A 20,527-nucleotide genomic window follows, 5' to 3' on the forward strand; every position below is an offset into this window, starting at 1 on the left:
CCCCGGAACGGTACCGATGAGCGCGCGCAGGGCACAGCGCCCCGGAGTTATCCACAGGCTTGACACCCCACGTTCCCCCGGCACACCATTGAACCGAACGATCGGTCGGTCGGGTGCGGGCGACAGCCCGGCGGGGACGGCGAAGGGGCTTCGCATGACGACGATGGCGGCTGACGCGGAGGCGTATCAGACGGTGTTCGACGCCGCCCTGGCCACGGACGAGCGCATCGAGCCCCGCGACTGGATGCCCGACGAATACCGCGCCTCGCTGGTGAGACAGATGGCCCAGCACGCACACTCCGAGATCATCGGCATGCAGCCGGAGGCCAACTGGATCAGCCGGGCGCCCTCGCTGCGCCGCAAGGCCATCCTCATGGCCAAGGTCCAGGACGAGGCGGGACACGGCCTGTATCTCTACAGCGCCGCCGAGACCCTGGGCACCAGCCGCGACGAGCTGCTCGACAAGCTCCACTCCGGCCGCCAGAAGTACTCCTCGATCTTCAACTACCCCACCCTCACCTGGGCCGATGTGGGCGCCATCGGATGGCTGGTGGACGGCGCGGCGATCACCAACCAGGTGCCGCTGTGCCGCTGCTCCTATGGGCCGTACGCACGGGCGATGGTCCGGATCTGCAAGGAGGAGTCCTTCCACCAGCGCCAGGGCTTCGAGCTGCTGCTGACCCTGAGCCGTGGCACCGAGGCGCAGCGCGCGATGGCTCAGGACGCGGTGGACCGCTGGTGGTGGCCCTCGCTGATGATGTTCGGCCCGCCCGACGAGGCATCGGCCCACTCCGCCCAGTCCATGGCCTGGAAGATCAAGCGCCATTCGAACGACGAGCTCCGCCAGCGCTTCGTCGACATCTGCGTCCCGCAGGCCGAAGCGCTCGGCCTGGCCCTCCCCGACCCCGACCTGAGGTGGAACGAGGACCGGGGCCACTACGACTTCGGGCCGATCGACTGGGAGGAGTTCCGCGAAGTGCTCCGGGGAAACGGGCCGTGCAACACCCAGCGCATCTCCCAGCGGCGACGGGCCCATGAGGAAGGCGCCTGGGTGCGCGAGGCGGCCGCGGCGTATGCGGCCAAGCACGGAGAGGCCGGAGCATGAGCGGCGGCACCAGCGGTGAGTGGCCCCTGTGGGAAGTGTTCGTGCGCGGCAGGCGCGGCCTGTCCCACACCCACGCCGGCAGCCTGCACGCGCCGGACGCCGAGATGGCTCTGCGCAGCGCCCGCGATCTGTATACGCGCCGCTCCGAGGGCGTCTCCATCTGGGTCGTGCCGTCCGACCGGATCACCGCCTCCTCACCGGACGAGAAGGATCCGTTCTTCGAGCCGGCCGCCGACAAGGCCTACCGCCATCCGACCTTCTACGAGATCCCCGAGGGGGTGCGGCACCTGTGACCGCCGCCGCACTCGCCCTCGGCGACGACGCCCTGGTGCTCTCCCACCGGCTGGGGGAGTGGGCGGGGCACGCCCCGGTGCTGGAGGAGGAGGTCGCCCTCGCCAATATCGCCCTGGACCTGCTCGGGCAGGCGCGGGTGCTGCTCTCCCTGGCGGGCGACGAGGACGAACTGGCCTATCTGCGGGAGGAGCGCGCCTTCCGCAATGTCCAGCTCGTCGAGCAGCCCAACGGCGACTTCGCCCACACCATCGCCCGCCAGCTGTACTTCTCCACCTATCAGCAGCTGCTGTACGACCGGCTGGCGCGCGGCGACGGCCCCTTCGCCCCGCTGGCCGCCAAGGCGGTCAAGGAGGTCGCCTACCACCGCGATCACGCCGAGCACTGGACCCTGCGGCTGGGCGATGGCACCGCCGAGAGCCATGAGCGGATACGGCGCGGTCTGGAGGCGCTGTGGCGGTTCACCGGCGAGCTGTTCGAGCCGGTCGAGGGGTGCGAGGTGGACTGGACCGCCCTGCACGACGAATGGCTGGCACGGATCACGGCCGTGCTGGACCGGGCCACCCTGGCCGTGCCCGAGGGCCCGCGGCGCGGCGCCTGGGCGGCCGGCGCCGGGCGGCAGGGCGTCCACACCGAGCCGTTCGGCCGGATGCTGGCCGAAATGCAGCATCTGCACCGCAGCCACCCGGGGGCGTCATGGTGACGCCCGCGCCCGCGACCCCGCTCGAGACCCGGCTGCGCGAGCTGGCGGGTGCCGTGCCGGACCCGGAGCTGCCCATGGTGAGCCTGGCCGAGCTCGGTGTGCTGCGCGCGCTGCGCGTCATGGCGCCGGGCCGGGTCGAGGTCGAGCTGACCCCCACCTACACCGGCTGTCCCGCGCTGGAGTCGATGGCCGCGGACGTCGAACAGGTGCTGCACGACCACGGCATACCCGAGGTGACGGTCCGCACCGTCCTCTCCCCGCCCTGGTCGACGGACGAGATCAGCGCGGAAGGCCGCCGCAAGCTGGCCGAGTCCGGCATCGCACCGCCCGGCCCCCGCGCCGCGGGCGGGCCGGTCGCCGTCGACCTGACGGTGCGCTGCCCGCACTGCGGATCGACCGACACCAAGCTGCTCAGCCGCTTCTCCTCCACCTCCTGCAAGGCGCTGCGCCGCTGCGAGACCTGCCGCGAACCCTTCGACCACTTCAAGGAGTTGTGATGGCCGCCGAAGGCGTGGCGGCGCCCGTGCCCCGCCATGGCGCCTTCCATCCACTGCGGGTGATCGCGGTCGACCGGCTCACCGACGACTCGGTGGCCGTCACCCTCCAGGTCCCGCCCGCGCTGCGCGAGACCTTCCGCTTCTCTCCGGGGCAGCACATCGCGGTGCGGCGGTTCGCCGACGGCGCCCAGATACGGCGGACCTACTCGATCTGCACACCGGCGCCGGCGGCCGAGGGCCCCTCGGCCCTGCGGGTCGGGGTGCGGCTGGTCGAGGGCGGCGAGTTCTCGACGTATGCCCTCAAGGAGCTGGCGGTCGGCGAGGTCATGGAGGTGATGGCCCCGGCCGGCCGGTTCGTACTGGACCCCAGGCCCGGCCACTTCGCCGCCGTGGTCGGCGGCAGCGGCATCACCCCCGTTCTGTCCATCGCCTCGACGCTGCTCGCCCGCGAGCCCCAGGCCCGCTTCTCCTTGATCCGCGGTGACCGCACCACCGCCTCCACGATGTTCCTGGAGGAGGTCGCCGATCTGAAGGACCGCTGGCCCGGCCGGTTCCAGCTGGTGAGCGTCCTCTCCCGGGAGGAGCGGCAGGCCGGGCCGGTCTCCGGACGGCTCGACGAGGAGCGGCTGACCGGGCTGCTGCCGGCGCTGCTGCCGGTGGAGTCGGTGGACGGCTGGTTCCTGTGCGGGCCGTACGGGATGGTGCGCGGCGCCGAGCGGGCGCTGCGCGCCCTCGGGGTCGCCCGCCGCCGCATCCACCAGGAGATCTTCCATGTGGACGCCGGGGACAGCGAGGCCGTCCCCGCGGGGCCGAGCCCGACCGCGGCCCCGTCCCGCTCCATGGTGACGGCGACCCTGGACGGCCGGTCGGGCACCTGGCCGGTGCGGGAGGGCGAATCGCTGCTGGAGGCCGTGGAGCGCAACCGCCCGGACGCGCCATACGCCTGCAAGGGCGGGGTCTGCGGGACCTGCCGGGCGTTCCTGGTCTCGGGCGAGGTACGGATGGACCGGAACTTCGCGCTGGAGCCGGACGAGGTGGCGGCCGGTTATGTGCTGTCCTGTCAGTCGCACCCGGTCGACGAGCGCGTGGAGCTGGACTTCGACCGCTGAACCGCCGCAGCGCGGCCCGACGGGGTGGTCGGCGTCCCCGAAAGGGCGGGCTTGCGCGGGCGTTCCCTTCTTGTAGAACCTGTTCTATCTTGACGGGCCGTCAGACCAAGCCATGGCGCGGGAGGACGGACAGTGGACTTCACCTTCACCGAGGAGCAGCAGGCGGCCGCCGAGGCGGCGAAGGCGGTCTTCTCCTCCGCCCCGCCGGACGGGGTGCCCAGCCCCGCGCTCACGCCCGGCGCCGTCGCCGACGACCTCGACCGCCGGCTGTGGGGCAAGGCCGCCGACGCCGATCTGCTCGGACTCCTGCTGGACCCGCGGTACGGCGGAGCCGGACTGGACCCCATCGCCCTGTGCCTGGTGCTGCGCGAGGCCGGCCGGGTCCTGGCCCGTGTGCCGCTGCTGGAGTCCACCGCGGCCGCGCTCGCCGTCCAGCGGTACGGCGGGGAGGAACTGCGCGCCGCCGTGCTGCCCGGCGTCGGCCGGGGCGAGCTCGTGCTGACCGTCGCGCCCCACGGCCGCACCGGCCACGACGCGGCCGAACTCGCCGTACAGGCCCGCCAAGACAGTCGCGCTGACGGCGACGGCGGCTCCTGGGTCCTCGACGGCGCTCAGACCGCCGTGCCCTGGGCCCACAGCGCCGACCACATCCTCATCCCCGCCCACACCGAAGCGGGCCAGACGCTACTCGCGCTGGTCCCCCGCGACCTCACCGGTGTCGCCCTCAGCCCGCAGATCTCCACCAGCGGCGAACGGCTGGCCGAGATCCGCCTGGACTCCGTACGGCTGGACGGCTCAGAGGTGCTGACGGCGGACGGCGCCTGGGAGTGGCTGCGCCATCTCCTCACCACCGGCACCTGCGCGCTCGCGCTGGGGCTTGGCGAAGCGGTGCTCACCCTGACCAGCTCCTACACTAGCAAGCGCGAGCAGTTCGGCTTCCCGCTCGCCACCTTCCAAGCGGTCGCCGTCCAGGCCGCCGACCGCTATATCGATCTGCGCGCGATGGAGGCCACGCTCTGGCAGGCCGCCTGGCGGCTGGCCACGGACCGCGAGGGCGCACCGGCCGCGCCCGGGGCGCTGCCCGTCGCGGGGGATGTCGCCGTGGCCAAGATCTGGGCCGCCGAGGGGGTGCGCCGCGTCGTCCAGACCGCGCAGCATCTGCACGGCGGCTTCGGCGCGGCCACCGACTATCCGCTGCACCGCTACCACGCCTGGGCCAAACAGCTGGAGCTGTCCCTCGGCCCCGCCGCCGCCCACGAGGAGGCGCTGGGCGACCTACTCGCCGCCCATCCGCTCGGCTAGGCCAGTACACAGCGGGCCCCTGTCCGGGCGCTCGACTAGAGCACAAAGGCCCTGTCGGCCGCGGCGGTCTGCCCGCTCACCAGCGGGCGGCCCGCCGCCTGCCAGGCGAGCATGCCGCCGTCCACATTCACCGCGTCCAGACCCTGGGCGATCAGATACTGCGTCACCTGCGCCGACCGCCCGCCGACCCGGCACACCACATGCACCCGTCCGCCATCGCCCAGCGCCTCGGTCAGCTCACCGAACCGGGCCACGATCTGCCCCATGGGGATATGCAGGGCGTCCTCGGCGTGCCCTGCGGCCCACTCGTCGTCCTCCCGCACATCCAGCAGGAACCCATCGGCCGGCACCGCCGCGACCTCCACCTCGGGAAGCGGGGCAAATCCCATCACATACACCTCTCACACGACCTGGCAGCTGAGGGAAACCTACTACCGCACGAGCTCCGCCAGCTGATTCTCCTTCTCGGCGACCTTGGCCAGCAGCTGCTCGGCGATCTCGTCGAGCAGCCCGTCGGGGTCCTCCGGCGCCATCTTGATCATCGCGCCGATCGCGCCGGACTCCAGCTCGGCGGCGACCTGGGCCAGCATCTCCTTCCGCGCGGCCAGCCACTCCAGCCGGGCGTACAGCTCCTCGCTGGGGCTCCACCGGCGCTCGGGTGGCGGCGGACCGGCCGCCCACTCCTCGGCCAGCGCCCGCAGCCGCTCCTCGTCCCCGGCCGCGTACGCCGCGTTGACCCGCACGATGAACTCGCCGCGCCGCTCCCGCTCGGCTCCGTCCTCCGCCAGGTCCGGATGCGCCTTGCGGGCGAGCTCCCGGTAGATGCGGCGCGCCTCCTCGCTCGGCCGCACCCGCGGCGGCGGCTGCACCGGCTGCTCGGTGAGCATGGCCGCCCCCTCGGGCGACAGCCCATCGGAGTCGAGCCAGCCGTGGAACAGCTCCTCGACCTGCGGCATCGGCAGCACCAGCCCCCGCGCCTCCCGCGCCTTGCGGATGTCCTCGGGGTCGCCTGTGCGCGCCGCCACCGCCTCGGCGATCAGCGCGTCCAGCTCGTCGAGGCGGGAGTACATCGGCCCGAGCCGCTGGTGGTGGAGCCGGGAGAAGTTCTCCACCTCGATGCGGAAGGTCTCCACCGCGATCTCGAACTCGATCAGCGCCTGCTCCGCCGCCCGCACGGCCCGCTCAAGCCGCGCGGTGGCTTCCGCCTCCGCCGTCGCCTCGGCCTCCGCCTCCGCCTCCGCCTCCGCGTCCGTGCCCGCGTCCGACGGCACACCCGCCGCCGGCTCCGACGGCTCCTCTGATCGGGCTTCGGGCCGGGTGTGTGATCGCTCCTGCGATTCAGCCTGGGGCTCTGCCTCCGGCACCGGCTGCCGGGCCTGCTGCTGCGCTTCCGGGTTCGTCACCCGCTCACCCTACGTCCGGCAGCAATCGGGCCGGGGAGGTGTCACACCCCCAACTCGGCCGCTATCCGCCCGCCCCGCACCGCGGCGAGAAGCCGCGCATGGTCCTCCTCCGTGCGGTCCGCGTACGCCACCGCGAACTCGGCGACCGCCTCGTCCAGCTCGTCCCCCTTTCCGCAGTACCCCGACAGCAGCCGCGGGTCCACGCTGTGCGCATGCGCCCGCGCCAGCAGCGCGCCCGTCATCCGCCCGTAGTCATCCAGCTGGTCGGCCGCCAGCGCCACCGGGTCCACACTTCCCTTCCGGTTGCGGAACTGCCGCACCTGGTAGGGGCGCCCCTGGACCGTGGCCCAGCCCAGCAAAATGTCGCTGACCACCTGCATCCGCTTCTGGCCGAGCACCACCCGCCGCCCCTCATGCGCGACGGCGGACACCTCGAAGCCGGCCTGCCGCACATACGGCAGCAGCGCGGACGGCCGCGCCTCCTTGATCTGCAGCACCATCGGCTCACCTCGGTGGTCGAGCAGCAGCACCACATACGACCGCGTCCCCACGCTTCCGGTGCCCACCACCCGGAACGCCACGTCGTGCACCGCGTAACGGGCCAGCAGCGGCAGCCGGTCCTCCGGCAGCGTCCCCAGATACTCGCCCAGCGCCGACGCCACGGCCGCCGCCTCCGCGTCCGGCACCCGTCGCAGCACCGGCGGCGCGTCCACGAAGCGCCGCGCCACCGGTCGCCCGGACGGGTTCTCCCCGTCCGGCACGGCCTCCGTCGACCTGGCGGCGAACCGCGCGCTCGTGTTCCGCCGCGCCTTCTCCGAGACCCGCTGCAACGTGCCGGCCAGGTCCTTGGCGTCCGCGTGCGAGACCAACTCCTCGTCCGCGATCGCGTTCCACGCGTCGGCGGCGGGCAGCTTCGACAGCAGCCGCAGCGTGCGCCGGTAGGAGCCCACCGTGTCATGCGCCGCCGCCCGGCAGGTGTCCTCGTCCGCTCCCGCCTCCCGCCCGGCCAGCACCAGCGAGGCGGCGAGCCGCTTCACATCCCACTCCCACGGGCCGTGGATGGTCTCGTCAAAGTCGTTGAGATCGATGACCAGGCCGCCGCGGGCGTCCCCGTACAGACCGAAGTTGGCGCCGTGGGCGTCCCCGCAGAGCTGCGCGCCGACGCCGGTCACCGGCGTGGCCGCCAGATCGTGGCCCATCAGCCCGGCCGCCCCGCGCAGAAAGGAGAAGGGGGAGGCGGCCATTCGCCCGACCCGGATCGGGGTGAGCTCCGGCAGCCGCCCGGCGTTGGACCGCTCGACCGCCTCCACCGCGTCCGGCCGCCCCGCGCCCCGCGGCAGCTCGCGATGGGCCGAGCGGGGCACCCGCTCCCGCAGCGCCTTCCCTTCCTGCCGGGCCGCGCCGCTCCCCGGCCACGGGGCGAACCCCGGGACATGCGGCAGCCGCCGCACCGACTCCTCGCCGCGCTCGCCGTCCGTCATCACGCGTCCCCCGTTCAACACGCGCCCCCCATTTCCCCGCCGGCACAACCACCGGCCATGTCGCAGATATCGCAGACGTCGAAGACGACGAGACCGACAACCAGACCGGCAACCGGCCCCGGACACAGGCCCGAAGACTTCGACTGCCATGACCGTACAGCCCGCCGCGAAAACCCGTCACGGCCTGTGGATAACCTCGCCGACCGCCGCGAACGCCCTGTTCAGAACCCGCTCAGAAGGTGAGGGCCGGCTACCGGCACTCCTCGTCCTCGGCCATGTACCGCTCCGCCCACCGAGCCAGCTCGCTCAGCGCGGGCTCCAGCGCCCTGCCGCTCTCCGTCAGCCGATAGGTGACCCGCAGCGGCGGCCCCGCATCGACCTCCCGCAGCGCCAGCCCCGCCGCCACCAGTTCCGTGAGCCGGTCGGTCAGCATGCGCTCGCTGATCTTCGGGATGGCCCGCCGCAGCTCGGCGAAGTACGCGGGCCGCGTCATCAGGACGGTCACGATGAGCCCGGTCCACCGCTTGCCGAGCAGTTCGAAGACGCGGGTCATCGTCCCGTCGACCTTCATGCACGTCTTCTCGTCGTGCTCCGCGCGCCCGCCGCCACCCGCCATGGAGCACAGCGTACTGCCACTTCAACCCATACTGCGGAAAAGTAAGCTCCTGTGCTATTCATAGCTACGTAGAAATTTTTCGCACTCACCGCCGGGGCCGCCACCAAGCCGCCCCGGCACCGAGCTCCGTTATTCGGAAGGTCCTCATGCCCACGCTTCTGCACATCGACAGCTCCCTCTTCCCTGCCGACGCCTCCGCCTCCCGCGCCATCACGGCCACCTTCCGCAAGGAGTGGGAGGCCCAGCACCCCGACGGCACGGTCATCTACCGCGACCTGGCCGCCGAGCCCCTGCCGCACCTGGACGGCCTCGCCGCCGCCGCGGGCTTCACCCCCGCCGAGCAGCGCACGCCGGAGCTCGAGGCCGCCTTCGCCCTGCGGGACACCCTGGCCTCCGAGCTGGAGCGGGCCGACGCGGTCGTGATCGGCGCCCCGATGTACAACTTCACGATCCCCTCCTCCCTCAAGGCCTGGCTGGACCACGTGATCATCGCGGGCCGTACGTCGATGGCCCAGCCGTCCACCACGGCGGGCACCCCGACGGTCGTCGTCGCCAGCCGTGGCGGCGGCTACGGCCCCGGCACCCCGCGCGAGAGCTTTGAATTCGTCCTCAACTACCTGGGCAAGACGCTGACCGAAATGCTCTCCCTGGACGTCGAGTTCATCGTCCCGGAGCTGACCCTGGCCCGTACCAACCCGGCCATGGCCGACCTGGTCGACCTCTCCGACGCCTCCAAGGCCAAGGCGCACGAGGAGGCGGCCGCCAAGGCCAAGACCGTCACCGCCCGCCTCGCCGCCTGACCCGTACCGGGTACCGCACCGCTACCCCACCACCCGTCGGCTCCGGCCCGACCGCCCGGCGGGCCCAGGGCCTCCCCCGTCCGCCGACGCCGCCACGCACCGCGAGGGCTGCGACAGCGCGCAGCGGGGGAGGCCCCACTCACGGCCGTCCTGGCGGCCGGCATCGGGGTGTACGCACTGCGCCACCGGGCCGGTTCACCGAAACCGCCGTGACCTGCGGCACAGGGGAAGAGACACGCCAAAACCCGCGCACCGAAACCCGCACGCCGAAACCCACCCACCCGAAACAGCGCGCCCGAAACAGCGCACCCAAACGCGAAACGGGCCCCTCCGGCGCGACTTTCGTCACACAGGAGAGGCCCGATCCGACTGGTGCGCGAGGGGGGAGTTGAACCCCCACGCCCTTTCGGGCACTGGAACCTGAATCCAGCGCGTCTGCCTATTCCGCCACCCGCGCATGGGTGCTGCCGACCGAATCACCGCCGATTTACCGAACCGATCCTTCCGGTTTGGCCGATCTGTGCGGTGCGCCTTCCGACATCCAGAACATTAGCACGCCGTCCAGGGTGGATTCACACGCGTTCCCGACGCCCCAGCACCCGCCCGACCGGATAGCGACCCGGTTGCGGGACACTGTCATGAAGGCACCTCTACGATCCCTGTGAGAGGTGACACTGCTCCGCAGGGCCAGGAAGGGGAACCACCCGATTTCCCGACGCGTGGATACGATCAGTAAGCAGTATGAGGACGACACTGAGCACGACTGAGGAAGGAGGTGCCCCGTGGGAGTACTGAAGCGCTTCGAGCAGCGTCTCGAGGGTCTCGTGAACGGCACCTTCGCCAAGGTGTTCAAGTCAGAGGTCCAACCCGTCGAGATCGCGGGCGCGCTCCAGCGTGAGTGCGACAACAACGCCAGCATCTGGAACCGCGACCGGACCGTCGTCCCCAACGACTTCATCGTCGAACTGAGCGCGCCCGACTACGAGCGGCTGAGCCCGTACTCGGGCCAGCTCGGCGATGAGCTCGCGGGCATGGTGCGCGACTACGCCAAGCAGCAGCGCTACACGTTCATGGGCGCCATCAAGGTCCATCTGCAGAAGGCCGACGACCTCGACACCGGCCTGTACCGCGTGCGCAGCCGCACCCTGGCGTCCAGCGAGTCCCAGAGCCCGCAAGGGGGACGCGGTCCCGCCGCGCCCCAGCAGCGCCCCGGCGGCTACGGCTACCCCCCGCAGCCCGCGGGCGCACCCCCCATGCCCGCCGCGCCGCCGTCCGGCGCCCGCTCCGCGCCCCGCGCGGGCGGCCCCGGCGTCGGTGCGCAGTCGTACGGGCAGACCCGCCGGTGGATCGAGATCAACGGCACCCGCCACCAGATCTCCCGGCCCACCCTGGTCCTGGGCCGGAGCACCGACGCCGACGTGCGGATCGATGACCCCGGAGTCTCGCGCCGACACTGCGAGATCCGGGTCGGATCGCCCTCGACCATCCAGGATCTGGGCTCGACCAACGGCATCGTGGTAGACGGACAGCACACCACACGCGCTACGCTCCGCGACGGCTCGCGCATCGTCGTGGGCAGCACCACCATCGTTTACCGGCAAGCCGAAGGGTGAAGCGGGGGCAATGTCAGAGCTGACCCTCACGGTCATGCGGTTGGGTTTCCTCGCCGTACTGTGGCTGTTCGTCATCGTGGCCGTCCAGGTCATCCGTAGCGACCTGTTCGGGACCCGCGTGACCCAGCGCGGTTCGGCGCGGCGCGGGGCCCCCGACCGGCCGCAGCAGCGGCAGGCGACGCCTCCACCCCAGCGCCAGCAGCCGGCCGGCCGGGGCGCGAGCCGCGGCCGCCGCGGCGCACCCACCAAGCTGGTCGTCTCCGAGGGCACGCTCGCGGGCACCACGGTCGCCCTCCAGGGGCAGACCATCAGCCTCGGCCGGGCCCATGACTCGACCATCGTGCTGGACGACGACTACGCCTCCAGCCGGCATGCCAGGATCTACCCGGACCGCGACGGCCAGTGGATCGTCGAGGACCTCGGGTCCACCAACGGCACATATCTCGACCGGACCCGACTCACCACACCGACACCGATTCCGCTGGGCGCGCCGATCCGTATCGGCAAGACCGTCATCGAGCTGCGGAAGTAGTACGACCATGACGACCGGAGGGTGGGCAGCGTGGTTGGCAAGGGGCTGTACCCGGAGCCGACGGGCGAGGTGCGCATGAGTCTGTCACTGCGTTTCGCCGCCGGATCGCACAAAGGCATGATCCGGGAGGGCAACGAGGACTCCGGCTACGCCGGCCCCCGGCTGCTCGCCATCGCCGACGGCATGGGCGGCCAGGCCGCCGGTGAGGTCGCCAGCTCGGAAGTGATCTCCACTCTCGTCCAGCTCGACGACGACGTCCCGGGCTCGGACATCCTGACCTCCCTGGGCAGCGCCGTGCAGCGCGCCAATGACCAGTTGCGCATGATGGTCGAGGAGGATCCGCAGCTGGAGGGCATGGGCACCACGCTCACCGCCCTGCTGTGGACCGGCCAGCGGCTCGGCCTCGTCCACGTCGGCGACTCGCGCGCGTATCTGCTGCGCGACGGCGTGCTCACCCAGATCACCCAGGACCACACCTGGGTGCAGCGCCTCGTCGACGAGGGCAGGATCACCGAGGAGGAGGCGGGCACCCACCCGCAGCGCTCCCTGCTGATGCGGGCCCTGGGCAGCGGCGACCATGTCGAGCCCGATCTGTCCATCCGGGAGGTCCGGGCCGGGGACCGCTATCTGATCTGCTCCGACGGCCTGTCCGGCGTGGTCAGCCACCAGACCCTCGAGGACACCCTCGCCAGCTACCACGGCCCGCACGAGACCATTCAGGAGCTCATCCAGCTCGCGCTGCGCGGCGGCGGCCCCGACAACATCACCTGCATCGTCGCCGACGTCCTCGACGTCGACGGCAGCGACACCCTCGCCGGACAGCTCAACGACACCCCCGTCATCGTGGGCGCGGTCGCCGAGAACCAGACCTCCCTCGGGGACGGCGGCGCCGCGCACACCCCCGCGGGCCGCGCCGCGGAGCTCGGGCGCAACCGGGGGATGGCGCCGGGGGAGGCCCAGGGGGGCTTCGGCCCGCCGGGGAGCGGCGACCCGTCGCTCGGCGGCCCGCCCGAGGGCAGCTACGGGGCGTACGCGGACGGCGACTTCACCAAGAAGGGCGGCCGCAAGAAGTGGATCAAGCGGTCGCTGTACATCGCGCTGGGCCTCGCGGTGGTCGGCGGCGGCCTCTACGGCGGTTACCGCTGGACGCAGACGCAGTACTACGTGGGCGCCAACGGCGACCATGTGGCGATCTACCAGGGCATCAGCCAGGACCTCGCCTGGATCAAGCTCAACAAGGTCCATGAGGACCACCGTGAGATCGAACTCAAGTACCTACCGGTGGACCAGCGCAGCCGGGTCGAGGACACGATCGCGGTCGGCAGCCTCAACCAGGCCAAGGACAAGACCAAGGACCTGGCCACCCTCGCCAGCGCCTGCAAGAAGTCGGATGCGCAGCGCCAGGCCGAGGAGAAGCAGCAGGACCTCACCAACGGCAAGGACAAGAACAAGGACAAGGCGGCCGGTTCCGCCGGCGGCAAGGCCCAGACCGACAACGAGCTGACGACGCGCGCGGGCGAGGCCACGACGCCGCCGGCGCCGGGTGGTCAGCAGCAGCAGCAGCCGAACACGAACGACAAGGACACGAAGTCGCCGTCGTCCACGCCTTCGTCGAAGCCCTCGTCCAGCGCCACGCCCAAGCCCGGCCCCACCCTTTCCGAGGAAGAGCAGAAGTTGGTCCCACAGTGCAGCAGTGCCCAGCAGTGAAGCCGTAGGGGGCCGTTGATCCATGAGCAGTACCAGCAATACGACCACCATCAGCACGATCGGCCCGCCGAGCAGACGCAACACCGAGCTCGCGCTGCTGGTCTTCGCGGTGATCGTCCCGGTCTTCGCGTACGCCAACGCGGGCTTGGCCCTCAGTGACGAGCTGCCCTCGGGCATGCTCAGCTATGGCCTGGGCCTCGGCCTGCTCGCCGGGGTGGGCCACTTGGCGGTGCGTAAGTTCGCCCCGTACGCCGACCCGCTGCTGCTGCCGATCGCGACCCTGCTCAACGGCCTCGGCCTGGTGCTCATCTGGCGTCTCGACCAGTCCCGGCGGCTGGCCCAGCGTGCCAAGAGCATCGACCAGGTCTATTCCGCGTCGGCCCCCAATCAGCTGATCTACTCGGCGATGGCTGTGGCGCTGTTCGTGGGCGTGCTGATCTTCCTCAAGGACCACCGGATCCTCCAGCGCTACACCTACATCTCCATGGTCGGCGCGCTGATCCTGCTCATCCTCCCGGTCTTCTTCCCGCCGGTCTTCGGCGCCCGGATCTGGGTCCGGGTCGGCAGCTTCACCATCCAGCCCGCCGAGTTCGCGAAGATCATCATCGCGGTGTTCTTCTCCGGCTACCTGATGGTCAAGCGGGACGCCCTGGCCCTGGCCAGCCGCCGCTTCATGGGCCTGTACCTGCCGCGCGGCCGCGACCTGGGCCCGATCCTCGTCGTATGGGCGATGAGCATCCTCATCCTCGTCTTCGAGACCGACCTGGGCACCTCGCTGCTGTTCTTCGGCATGTTCGTCGTCATGCTGTACGTGGCCACCGAGCGCACCAGCTGGATCGTCTTCGGTCTGCTGATGTCGGCGGCCGGCGCGGTCGGCGTCGCGTCCTTCGAGCCGCACGTCAAGATCCGTGTGATGGCGTGGCTGCACCCCTTCGCCTACTACCAGGAACACCCCCCGAGCTGGGCCACCACCGACCAGATCGCCCAGGCCCTGATGTCCTTCGGCTCCGGCGGCGTCTTCGGCACCGGCCTCGGCCAGGGCGCCTCCGACCTCATCGGCTTCGCCGCCAACTCCGACTTCATCCTCGCCACCGTCGGCGAGGAGCTGGGCCTGGCCGGCACCATGGCGATCCTGCTGCTGTACGGCCTGATCGTGGAGCGCGGCGTACGCACCGCCCTCGCCGCCCGCGACCCGTTCGGCAAGCTGCTGGCCATCGGCCTGTCCGCGGCCTTCGCCATCCAGGTCTTCGTCGTCGCCGGCGGTGTGATGGGCCTGATCCCGCTGACCGGTATGACCATGCCGTTCGTCGCCTACGGCGGATCGTCCGTGCTCGCCAACTGGGCACTCATCGCGATTCTCATCAGGATCAGCGACACCGCCCGCCGCCCGGCGCCGGCCCCCGCCCCGTCCACCGACGCCGAGATGACCCAGGTGGTCCGACCGTGAACAAGCCCGTGCGCCGAATCGCGATCTTCTGCGGACTCCTCGTCTTCGCCCTGCTGCTGCGGGACAACTGGATCCAGTACGTCCAGGCCGACTCGCTCAAGAACCACAAGCACAACCACCGTGTCGACATCGCCCGCTACAGCCAGGCACGCGGCAACATCATCGTCGAGGGCGGCGACGCCATCACGGGCTCCGTCGAGACCAACGGCATCGACTACAAGTACAAGCGCACCTACAAGAACGGCGAGATGTGGGCGCCGGTCACCGGCTACGCCTCGCAGGTCTACGGCACCAACCAGCTCGAGAACCTCGAGGACGGCATCCTCACCGGCGACGACGACCGCCTCTTCTTCAACCGGACCGTCGACATGCTCACCGGCAAGGAGAAGAAGGGCGGTGACGTCATCACCACCCTGAACCCCAAGGCACAGGAAGCCGCGTTCAAGGGCCTGGGCGACAAGAAGGGCGCCGTCGCCGCGATCGACCCGCGCACCGGCAAGATCCTCGCGCTCGCCAGCACCCCCAGCTACGACCCCTCCACCATCGCGGGGGCCAGCGACAAGGACGAGGCCGCCTGGAAGGCGCTCGACAAGAAGCAGAACCCGGACGACCCGATGCTCAACCGGGCGCTGCGTCAGACCTACCCGCCGGGCTCCACCTTCAAGGTCGTCACCGCGGCCGCGGCGCTGGAGAACGACTTGTACAAGGACATCGACGAGCCCACCCGGTCGCCGCTGCCGTGGAAACTGCCGCTGTCCACCCAGAACCTGAAGAACGAGGGGAACATCCCCTGCGAGAACGCCAGCCTCCGCGTCGCCCTGCGCTACTCCTGCAACACCGTCTTCGGCAAGGTCGGTGACGACCTCCGCGTGGACAAGATGCGCGAGGAGGCCGAGAAGTTCGGCTTCAACAAGGAGCAGTTCACGCCCGTCCGCGCCGACGCCAGCGTCTACCCCGAGAAGATGGACCGGCCGTCCAACGCCCTGTCCGCCATCGGCCAGTTCGACAACCGCGCCACCCCGCTGCAGATGGCCATGGTCGCCGCCGCGGTCGCCAACGACGGCAAGCTCATGAAGCCGTACATGGTCGACAAGCTGCGCGCCCCGAACCTGAACGTCATCGAGCAGACGCAGCCCGAGCAGATGAGCACGCCGCTCTCCGAGGACAACGCCCAGAAGCTGCAGGAGATGATGGAGACGGTGGTCCAGGTCGGCACCGGAACCTCCGCCAGGATCCCGGGCGTCACGGTGGGTGGCAAGACCGGTACCGCCCAGCACGGCGTCGCCAACAGCAAGAACCCCTACGCGTGGTTCATCTCCTACGCCAAGGGCAAGGACGGCTCCTCGCCGGTCGCGGTCGCGGTCGTCATCGAGGGCTCCGACACCGTCCGCGACGACATCGCCGGCGGCAGGCTCGCCGCGCCGATCGCCAAGGACGTGATGAAGGCGGTGCTCGCCGGAGAGAAGTGACCCCGGTCACGTCCTGGTGCCGATCCCGCACGTCGCCGTACCGGTCACGTATCAAGTAGCGACCGAGACCGGGTCCGGCACGGCGTCCCGGGTACGGTATGCCCGAGCAGCACACCGCCGGGCCCCTACGGGTGCGGCCGGGAATGACGGAAGAGGGCTGGAGTAGCTATGGAAGAGCCGCGTCGCCTCGGCGGCCGGTATGAGCTGGGCTCTGTGCTCGGCCGCGGTGGCATGGCCGAGGTCTACCTCGCGCATGACACCCGCCTCGGCCGCACTGTCGCCGTGAAGACGCTCCGGGTGGATCTGGCCCGCGACCCGTCCTTCCAAGCCCGGTTCCGCCGAGAGGCCCAGTCGGCCGCCTCGCTCAACCACGCCGCGATCGTCGCGGTCTACGACACCGGCGAGGACTACGTCGACGGGGTCTCGATCCCGTACATCGTGATGGAGTACGTCGACGGATCCACCCTGCGGGAGCTGCTGCACTCCGGCAGAAAGCTGCTCCCCGAACGGTCCCTGGAGATGACCGTCGGGATTCTCCAAGCTCTGGAGTACTCGCACCGCAACGGCATCGTCCACCGCGACATCAAGCCGGCGAACGTCATGCTCACCAGGAACGGCCAGGTCAAGGTCATGGACTTCGGCATCGCCCGGGCCATGGGCGACGCCGGTATGACCATGACGCAGACCGCCGCCGTGATCGGCACCGCCCAGTACCTCTCCCCCGAGCAGGCCAAGGGCGAGACCGTCGACGCGCGCAGCGACCTCTACTCCACCGGCTGTCTGCTGTACGAGCTGCTGACCGTGCGCCCGCCGTTCATCGGCGACTCACCGGTCGCCGTCGCCTATCAGCACGTACGGGAGGAGCCACAGCCGCCGAGCACGTTCGATCCGGAGATCACCCCGGAGATGGACGCGATCGTGCTGCGGGCCCTGGTCAAGGACCCGGACTACCGCTACCAGTCCGCCGACGAGATGCGCGCCGACATCGAAGCGGCCTTGGAGGGCCAGCCCGTCGCCGCCACCGCCGCGCTGGGCGCGGTCGGCTACGGCGGCGAGGACCAGCCCACGACCATGCTGCGGTCGCAGGATGTCGGCGCCCAGACCTCGATGCTGCCGCCGATGCGCGAGGACGACGGGGGCTTCGGCTACGACGAGCGCCCCGACCGCAGGCGCGGGCCCGAGAAGAAGAGCAATCTCTCGACGATCCTGCTCGTCCTGGCCGGCATCCTGGTGCTGGTCGGAGCGATCTTCATCGGCAAGGAGATCTTCAGTGGCGGCAACAACAGCGACAACGTCGATGTTCCGCCGCTGAAGGGGCTGGCTGTCACCGAGGCCAGGCAACTGGGCGAAAACGGGGGCTTCAAGGTCAAGGCGACCCGCAGCCCCATCTTCTGCGACGAGGACAAGGGCAAGGTCTGCGAGCAGAGCGCGGAGGGCAAGAAGGCCATCGAGCGCGGCGGCACAGTCCAACTGACCCTGTCCAAGGGCCCCAAGCCCGCCGAGAAGGTCGAAGTCCCCGACGTCATCAACATCCAGTTCGAGAGCGCCAAGCAGCAGCTCGAGGCCAAGGGCTTCGAGGTCAACCAGACGACCGAGGAGTCCGACCAGACCGCGGGCAAGGTCATCGACCAGGACCCCAAGGGCGGCAAGAAGGTCGCGCCCAAGTCGACCATCACCCTGACCGTCGCCCGGCCCCAGTCGAAGATCACCGTCCCTGACGTCACCACCAAGAAGCTCGCGGACGCCACCTCCACGCTCGAGGGCGCGGGCCTGAAGGTGCAGACCACGGAGGTCGAGAACGCCGACGCCGAGGCGGGCACGGTCATCAGCCAGAACCCCCAGCCCAACGAGCAGGTCCTGCCCAACACGACCGTCACCCTGACCGTCGCCAAGGCCCCCGCGCAGCAGCAGAACGTCGCGGTGCCCCAGCTGCGCGGCCAGAAGCTCAAGGACGCCAAGAAGGCCCTCGAGGCCGCCGGCCTCACCGTCGGCACCGTCTCCGGATCGCAGAACGAGGACTCCAGGGTGCTGTTCTCCGACCCGGCGGAGGGCCAGCAGGTGCCCAAGGGCCAGGTCGTCAACCTGACCACCTTCGACAGTGGTCAGGGCAACAACGGGGGCGGTGACGGCGGCGGCGACGGCGGCACCATCCCGTTCGGCGGCCCCTCCGGCGGGCCCTAGGACGCGCGCTCCGCGCGGCAGCAGTCGCCTCGGCAAGAAGCCCCGGCGCCCGGGAATCGGGCGGCCGGGGCTTCTCCGTGGTCGGGCCCGGCGGTTAACGCAGCTCCTTGGGCGGCGTACGGTCCGCGTCGACCTTCTCCGTACGCTCCAGCTCGCCCCACACGATGTAGCGGTGGAGCGAGGTGTAGACCGGTGTGCACGTCGAGAGCGTGATGTAGCGGCCCGGCTTCGTCTTCCCCGACTCCTTGGGGACCGGGCTGAGCACCCGCACGTTGTACTTCGAGGTCTCGGACAGCTCCGCGTAGACCTTGTAGATGTACCAGACGTCCCGGGTCTCGAAGACGATCGCGTCGCCCTTGTCCAGCTTGTCGATGTTGTGGAACTTGGCGCCGTGCCCGTCCCGGTGCGCGGCCAGGGTGAAGTTGCCCTTCTTGTCCCACGGCATCGCCGACTTCACCGGCTTGGTGTAGTAGCCGGCGACGCCGTCGTTCAGCGTCTCCGTCGCCGTGCCCTTCTTGACCAGCACCTCGCCGTTGTGCATGGCCGGCACATGCAGAAAGCCGATGCCGTCCTTGGTGTCGAGCCGACCGGGCCCCTCCTGCTGCGCCCACTGCCGGCGCACCCGGTCGCCCTGCTTCTTCGCCTCGCGGTCGGCCAGCACATTCGTCCACCACAGCGAGTAGACGACGAAGAGGGCGAGGAGCACCCCCACGGTGATCAGCAGCTCGCCCAGAATGCCGACGGCCGCGGCTATCCGCCCCCGGCGGGGGCGGCCCTGCCGCGCGGGCGCGGCGGGCAGTTCGCCCGGCCGCTCGTCTTGGTCGGTCCGTGCCACCGCGTCGTACCCCTTTTCCCGGTCGTCCCGGTCTTTCTGACTGCCCCGTCGTTCCGGCCTTCCCGGCCGCGCTCGCTCACTGGACCAACGCGTCCGGCTTGCCCTTGCTCCGAGGCCGCTCGTCGACCATCTTGCCCCAGACGATCATGCGGTACTTGCTGGTGAACTCGGGGGTGCAGGTCGTCAGGGTGATGTAGCGGCCCGGTTCCGTAAAGCCCGAGCCGGGCGGCACCGGACCGATCACCCCTGTGTTCGAGGGCTGGGTCTGCGGCAGGATGCTGGTCATCTCGTAGGTGAAGAACGCGTTCTGCGTCTCCACGACGATCTTGTCGCCGGGCTTGAGGTTATTGATGTACCGGAACGGCTCACCATGGGTGTTGCGGTGCCCGGCCAGCGCGAAGTTGCCCTTCTTGTCCCACGGCATCGCGGTCTTCAGCTTGCCGCTGCCGTAGTGGCCGACCATGCCGTGGTCGAGGACCTTCTGCTTGCTGATCCCTTCGGCGATCGGGGCCTTGACGTCCAGCTTGGGGATGTAGAGGATCGCGAAGCCCTCGCCGGGCGAGAACGTACCGGGATCGCGGTTCGCCCCGCCCTCCCGATCCCACTTCTTCTGGAGGCTGTTGGCGGCGCCGTTCGCCTGCTGATGGGCCAGGATGTTGGTCCACCACAGCTGATAGGTCACGAAGAGCAGCATCAGCACGCCGACCGTGATGAACAGCTCACCGACGACACGGCTCGCGATGACGGCCGGGCTGTCCTTGCGCGCCCGGGCGGCGCGCTTGGCCTCCATACGAGTGCGGGGCTTCGCCGTCTGCGGCCCGCTTCCGGCCGGGGTAGCGGTGGCGGTGCCCGTATCGTCGCCCGCGCCCCCCGCCCCGCCGCGCGCGCGGGCTCCCCGTCTGCCGCCGCCGCGCTTGGCCGCCGCCTGAGCGGCGCGCCTGCGGGCGGCCCGGCCCCCGGGCGGCGGCTCCTGCGGGCCGTCCGGGGCAGCCGCTGCGGCGGGGTCGGCCGCGATCTGCCGCAGCAGCACCGTCTCGTCGTCGCCCGGAGGGGGAGCGGCGGCGGCCTTGGGCCCGTCGGCCGCCCCCGCCCGGACCGCGCGCAGCGCCACGGTCTCGTCGTCGCGCGCCGCCCGTCGCCTGCCTGGCGCCTGTCCGCCTGGCGTCTTTCCGCCAGGCGCCTGCCCGGTCGGCGCCTGCCCGGTCGGCGCCTGTTCCGGAGCTCCCGCCTCGGACACCCGCGGCAGTACGGCTGTCGCGTCCGCGTCGGCGGGTGTGGCCGGCCCGGCGGGTGCCGCGGGGGCGGGGCGGCGATGGCGGGCCCTTGACGGGCCTCCAGGGGGCCGCTCGGCGGCCGGGGCGGATCCAGACACGGAAGGCGCCGCCCGACCCGCCACAGGCCCGGCAGCGGGCGTTCTGGCGGCCCCTGGCAGAGGT

19 protein-coding genes and 1 tRNA gene are annotated in these 20,527 nt (G+C 70.9%); 13 read left to right on the forward strand and 7 right to left on the reverse strand.

Annotated elements, in window-relative coordinates; translation table 11 throughout:
• Positions 1 to 154 precede the first annotated feature (154 nt).
• The 6 genes from paaA (at position 155) to ACH4U7_RS29590 (ending at position 5,007) form a co-directional block, all read left to right on the forward strand.
• Positions 155 to 1,105: a 1,2-phenylacetyl-CoA epoxidase subunit PaaA gene (gene paaA, locus ACH4U7_RS29565; protein ID WP_398530861.1), complete on the forward strand. Its 951-nt coding sequence runs from the start codon at positions 155 to 157 to the stop codon at positions 1,103 to 1,105.
• Positions 1,102 to 1,398 (forward strand): 1,2-phenylacetyl-CoA epoxidase subunit PaaB, encoded by a 297-nt coding sequence (gene paaB / locus ACH4U7_RS29570; protein ID WP_398530862.1) that lies wholly within the window; start codon positions 1,102 to 1,104, stop codon positions 1,396 to 1,398. Before paaA ends, paaB begins: the two co-directional genes overlap by 4 nt.
• Positions 1,395 to 2,099, forward strand: a complete 705-nt coding sequence (paaC, locus tag ACH4U7_RS29575) for a 1,2-phenylacetyl-CoA epoxidase subunit PaaC (protein WP_385617208.1) — start codon at positions 1,395 to 1,397, stop codon at positions 2,097 to 2,099. The genes paaB and paaC overlap by 4 nt, the downstream gene beginning before the upstream one ends.
• Positions 2,093 to 2,596, forward strand: a complete 504-nt coding sequence (gene paaD, locus ACH4U7_RS29580) for a 1,2-phenylacetyl-CoA epoxidase subunit PaaD (protein WP_089507439.1) — start codon at positions 2,093 to 2,095, stop codon at positions 2,594 to 2,596. Before paaC ends, paaD begins: the two co-directional genes overlap by 7 nt.
• Entirely contained in the window at positions 2,596 to 3,705 is a 1,110-nt protein-coding gene (locus ACH4U7_RS29585; protein WP_398530863.1) for a 2Fe-2S iron-sulfur cluster-binding protein, read from the forward strand. Before paaD ends, ACH4U7_RS29585 begins: the two co-directional genes overlap by 1 nt.
• 132 nt (positions 3,706 to 3,837) lie before the next feature.
• Positions 3,838 to 5,007 carry an acyl-CoA dehydrogenase family protein gene (locus ACH4U7_RS29590; protein WP_398530864.1) on the forward strand — a complete coding sequence of 390 codons (1,170 nt, stop codon included), beginning with the start codon at positions 3,838 to 3,840 and terminating at the stop codon, positions 5,005 to 5,007.
• A gap of 35 nt (positions 5,008 to 5,042) precedes the next feature.
• Here ACH4U7_RS29590 and ACH4U7_RS29595 read toward each other — a convergent pair whose 3' ends face one another.
• From ACH4U7_RS29595 to ACH4U7_RS29610, 4 genes are all read right to left on the reverse strand, one after another.
• A complete protein-coding gene (locus ACH4U7_RS29595) occupies positions 5,043 to 5,396 on the reverse strand; it encodes a rhodanese-like domain-containing protein (RefSeq protein WP_398530865.1) in 354 nt (117 codons plus the stop codon).
• A 42-nt stretch (positions 5,397 to 5,438) separates the two neighbouring features.
• Positions 5,439 to 6,410 (reverse strand): hypothetical protein, encoded by a 972-nt coding sequence (locus ACH4U7_RS29600; protein ID WP_398530866.1) that lies wholly within the window; start codon positions 6,408 to 6,410, stop codon positions 5,439 to 5,441.
• A 41-nt stretch (positions 6,411 to 6,451) separates the two neighbouring features.
• Positions 6,452 to 7,891 (reverse strand): DUF2252 domain-containing protein, encoded by a 1,440-nt coding sequence (locus ACH4U7_RS29605; RefSeq protein ID WP_398530867.1) that lies wholly within the window; start codon positions 7,889 to 7,891, stop codon positions 6,452 to 6,454.
• Between the two features lie 250 nt (positions 7,892 to 8,141).
• Positions 8,142 to 8,507, reverse strand: coding sequence for a winged helix-turn-helix transcriptional regulator (locus ACH4U7_RS29610; RefSeq protein ID WP_385617219.1), 366 nt, complete (start codon positions 8,505 to 8,507; stop codon positions 8,142 to 8,144).
• Positions 8,508 to 8,653: 146 nt separating this feature from the next.
• Between ACH4U7_RS29610 and ACH4U7_RS29615 the strand changes: the two genes are divergently transcribed.
• Positions 8,654 to 9,307 (forward strand): FMN-dependent NADH-azoreductase, encoded by a 654-nt coding sequence (locus ACH4U7_RS29615; RefSeq protein ID WP_398530868.1) that lies wholly within the window; start codon positions 8,654 to 8,656, stop codon positions 9,305 to 9,307.
• A 370-nt stretch (positions 9,308 to 9,677) separates the two neighbouring features.
• Here ACH4U7_RS29615 and ACH4U7_RS29620 read toward each other — a convergent pair.
• A tRNA-Leu gene (locus ACH4U7_RS29620) sits at positions 9,678 to 9,764 on the reverse strand.
• Positions 9,765 to 10,089: 325 nt separating this feature from the next.
• Here ACH4U7_RS29620 and ACH4U7_RS29625 point away from each other — a divergent pair.
• The 6 genes from ACH4U7_RS29625 to pknB all read left to right on the forward strand — a co-directional run bounded on the left by ACH4U7_RS29625 (position 10,090) and on the right by pknB (position 18,256).
• Positions 10,090 to 10,920, forward strand: a complete 831-nt coding sequence (locus ACH4U7_RS29625; RefSeq protein ID WP_398530869.1) for an FhaA domain-containing protein — start codon at positions 10,090 to 10,092, stop codon at positions 10,918 to 10,920.
• Positions 10,921 to 10,930: 10 nt separating this feature from the next.
• A complete protein-coding gene (locus tag ACH4U7_RS29630; protein WP_398530870.1) occupies positions 10,931 to 11,452 on the forward strand; it encodes an FHA domain-containing protein in 522 nt (173 codons plus the stop codon).
• Between the two features lie 75 nt (positions 11,453 to 11,527).
• Complete coding sequence (locus ACH4U7_RS29635; RefSeq protein WP_398531028.1) at positions 11,528 to 13,159, forward strand: PP2C family protein-serine/threonine phosphatase; 1,632 nt, start codon at positions 11,528 to 11,530, stop codon at positions 13,157 to 13,159.
• 22 nt (positions 13,160 to 13,181) lie between these two features.
• Positions 13,182 to 14,606 carry an FtsW/RodA/SpoVE family cell cycle protein gene (locus ACH4U7_RS29640; protein ID WP_398530871.1) on the forward strand — a complete coding sequence of 475 codons (1,425 nt, stop codon included), beginning with the start codon at positions 13,182 to 13,184 and terminating at the stop codon, positions 14,604 to 14,606.
• Positions 14,603 to 16,075 carry a penicillin-binding transpeptidase domain-containing protein gene (locus ACH4U7_RS29645; RefSeq protein ID WP_398530872.1) on the forward strand — a complete coding sequence of 491 codons (1,473 nt, stop codon included), beginning with the start codon at positions 14,603 to 14,605 and terminating at the stop codon, positions 16,073 to 16,075. The genes ACH4U7_RS29640 and ACH4U7_RS29645 overlap by 4 nt, the downstream gene beginning before the upstream one ends.
• A 168-nt stretch (positions 16,076 to 16,243) precedes the next feature.
• Positions 16,244 to 18,256, forward strand: a complete 2,013-nt coding sequence (gene pknB / locus ACH4U7_RS29650) for a Stk1 family PASTA domain-containing Ser/Thr kinase (RefSeq protein ID WP_398530873.1) — start codon at positions 16,244 to 16,246, stop codon at positions 18,254 to 18,256.
• A gap of 94 nt (positions 18,257 to 18,350) precedes the next feature.
• Here pknB and ACH4U7_RS29655 read toward each other — a convergent pair whose 3' ends face one another.
• Positions 18,351 to 19,091 carry a class E sortase gene (locus ACH4U7_RS29655; RefSeq protein ID WP_398530874.1) on the reverse strand — a complete coding sequence of 247 codons (741 nt, stop codon included), beginning with the start codon at positions 19,089 to 19,091 and terminating at the stop codon, positions 18,351 to 18,353.
• A 76-nt stretch (positions 19,092 to 19,167) separates the two neighbouring features.
• Positions 19,168 to 20,328: a class E sortase gene (locus ACH4U7_RS29660; RefSeq protein ID WP_398530875.1), complete on the reverse strand. Its 1,161-nt coding sequence runs from the start codon at positions 20,326 to 20,328 to the stop codon at positions 19,168 to 19,170.
• Between the last annotated feature and the right edge of the window lie 199 nt (positions 20,329 to 20,527).

It is taken from the genome of Streptomyces sp. NPDC020845, assembly GCF_044334165.1.
GTDB lineage: Bacteria > Actinomycetota > Actinomycetes > Streptomycetales > Streptomycetaceae > Streptomyces.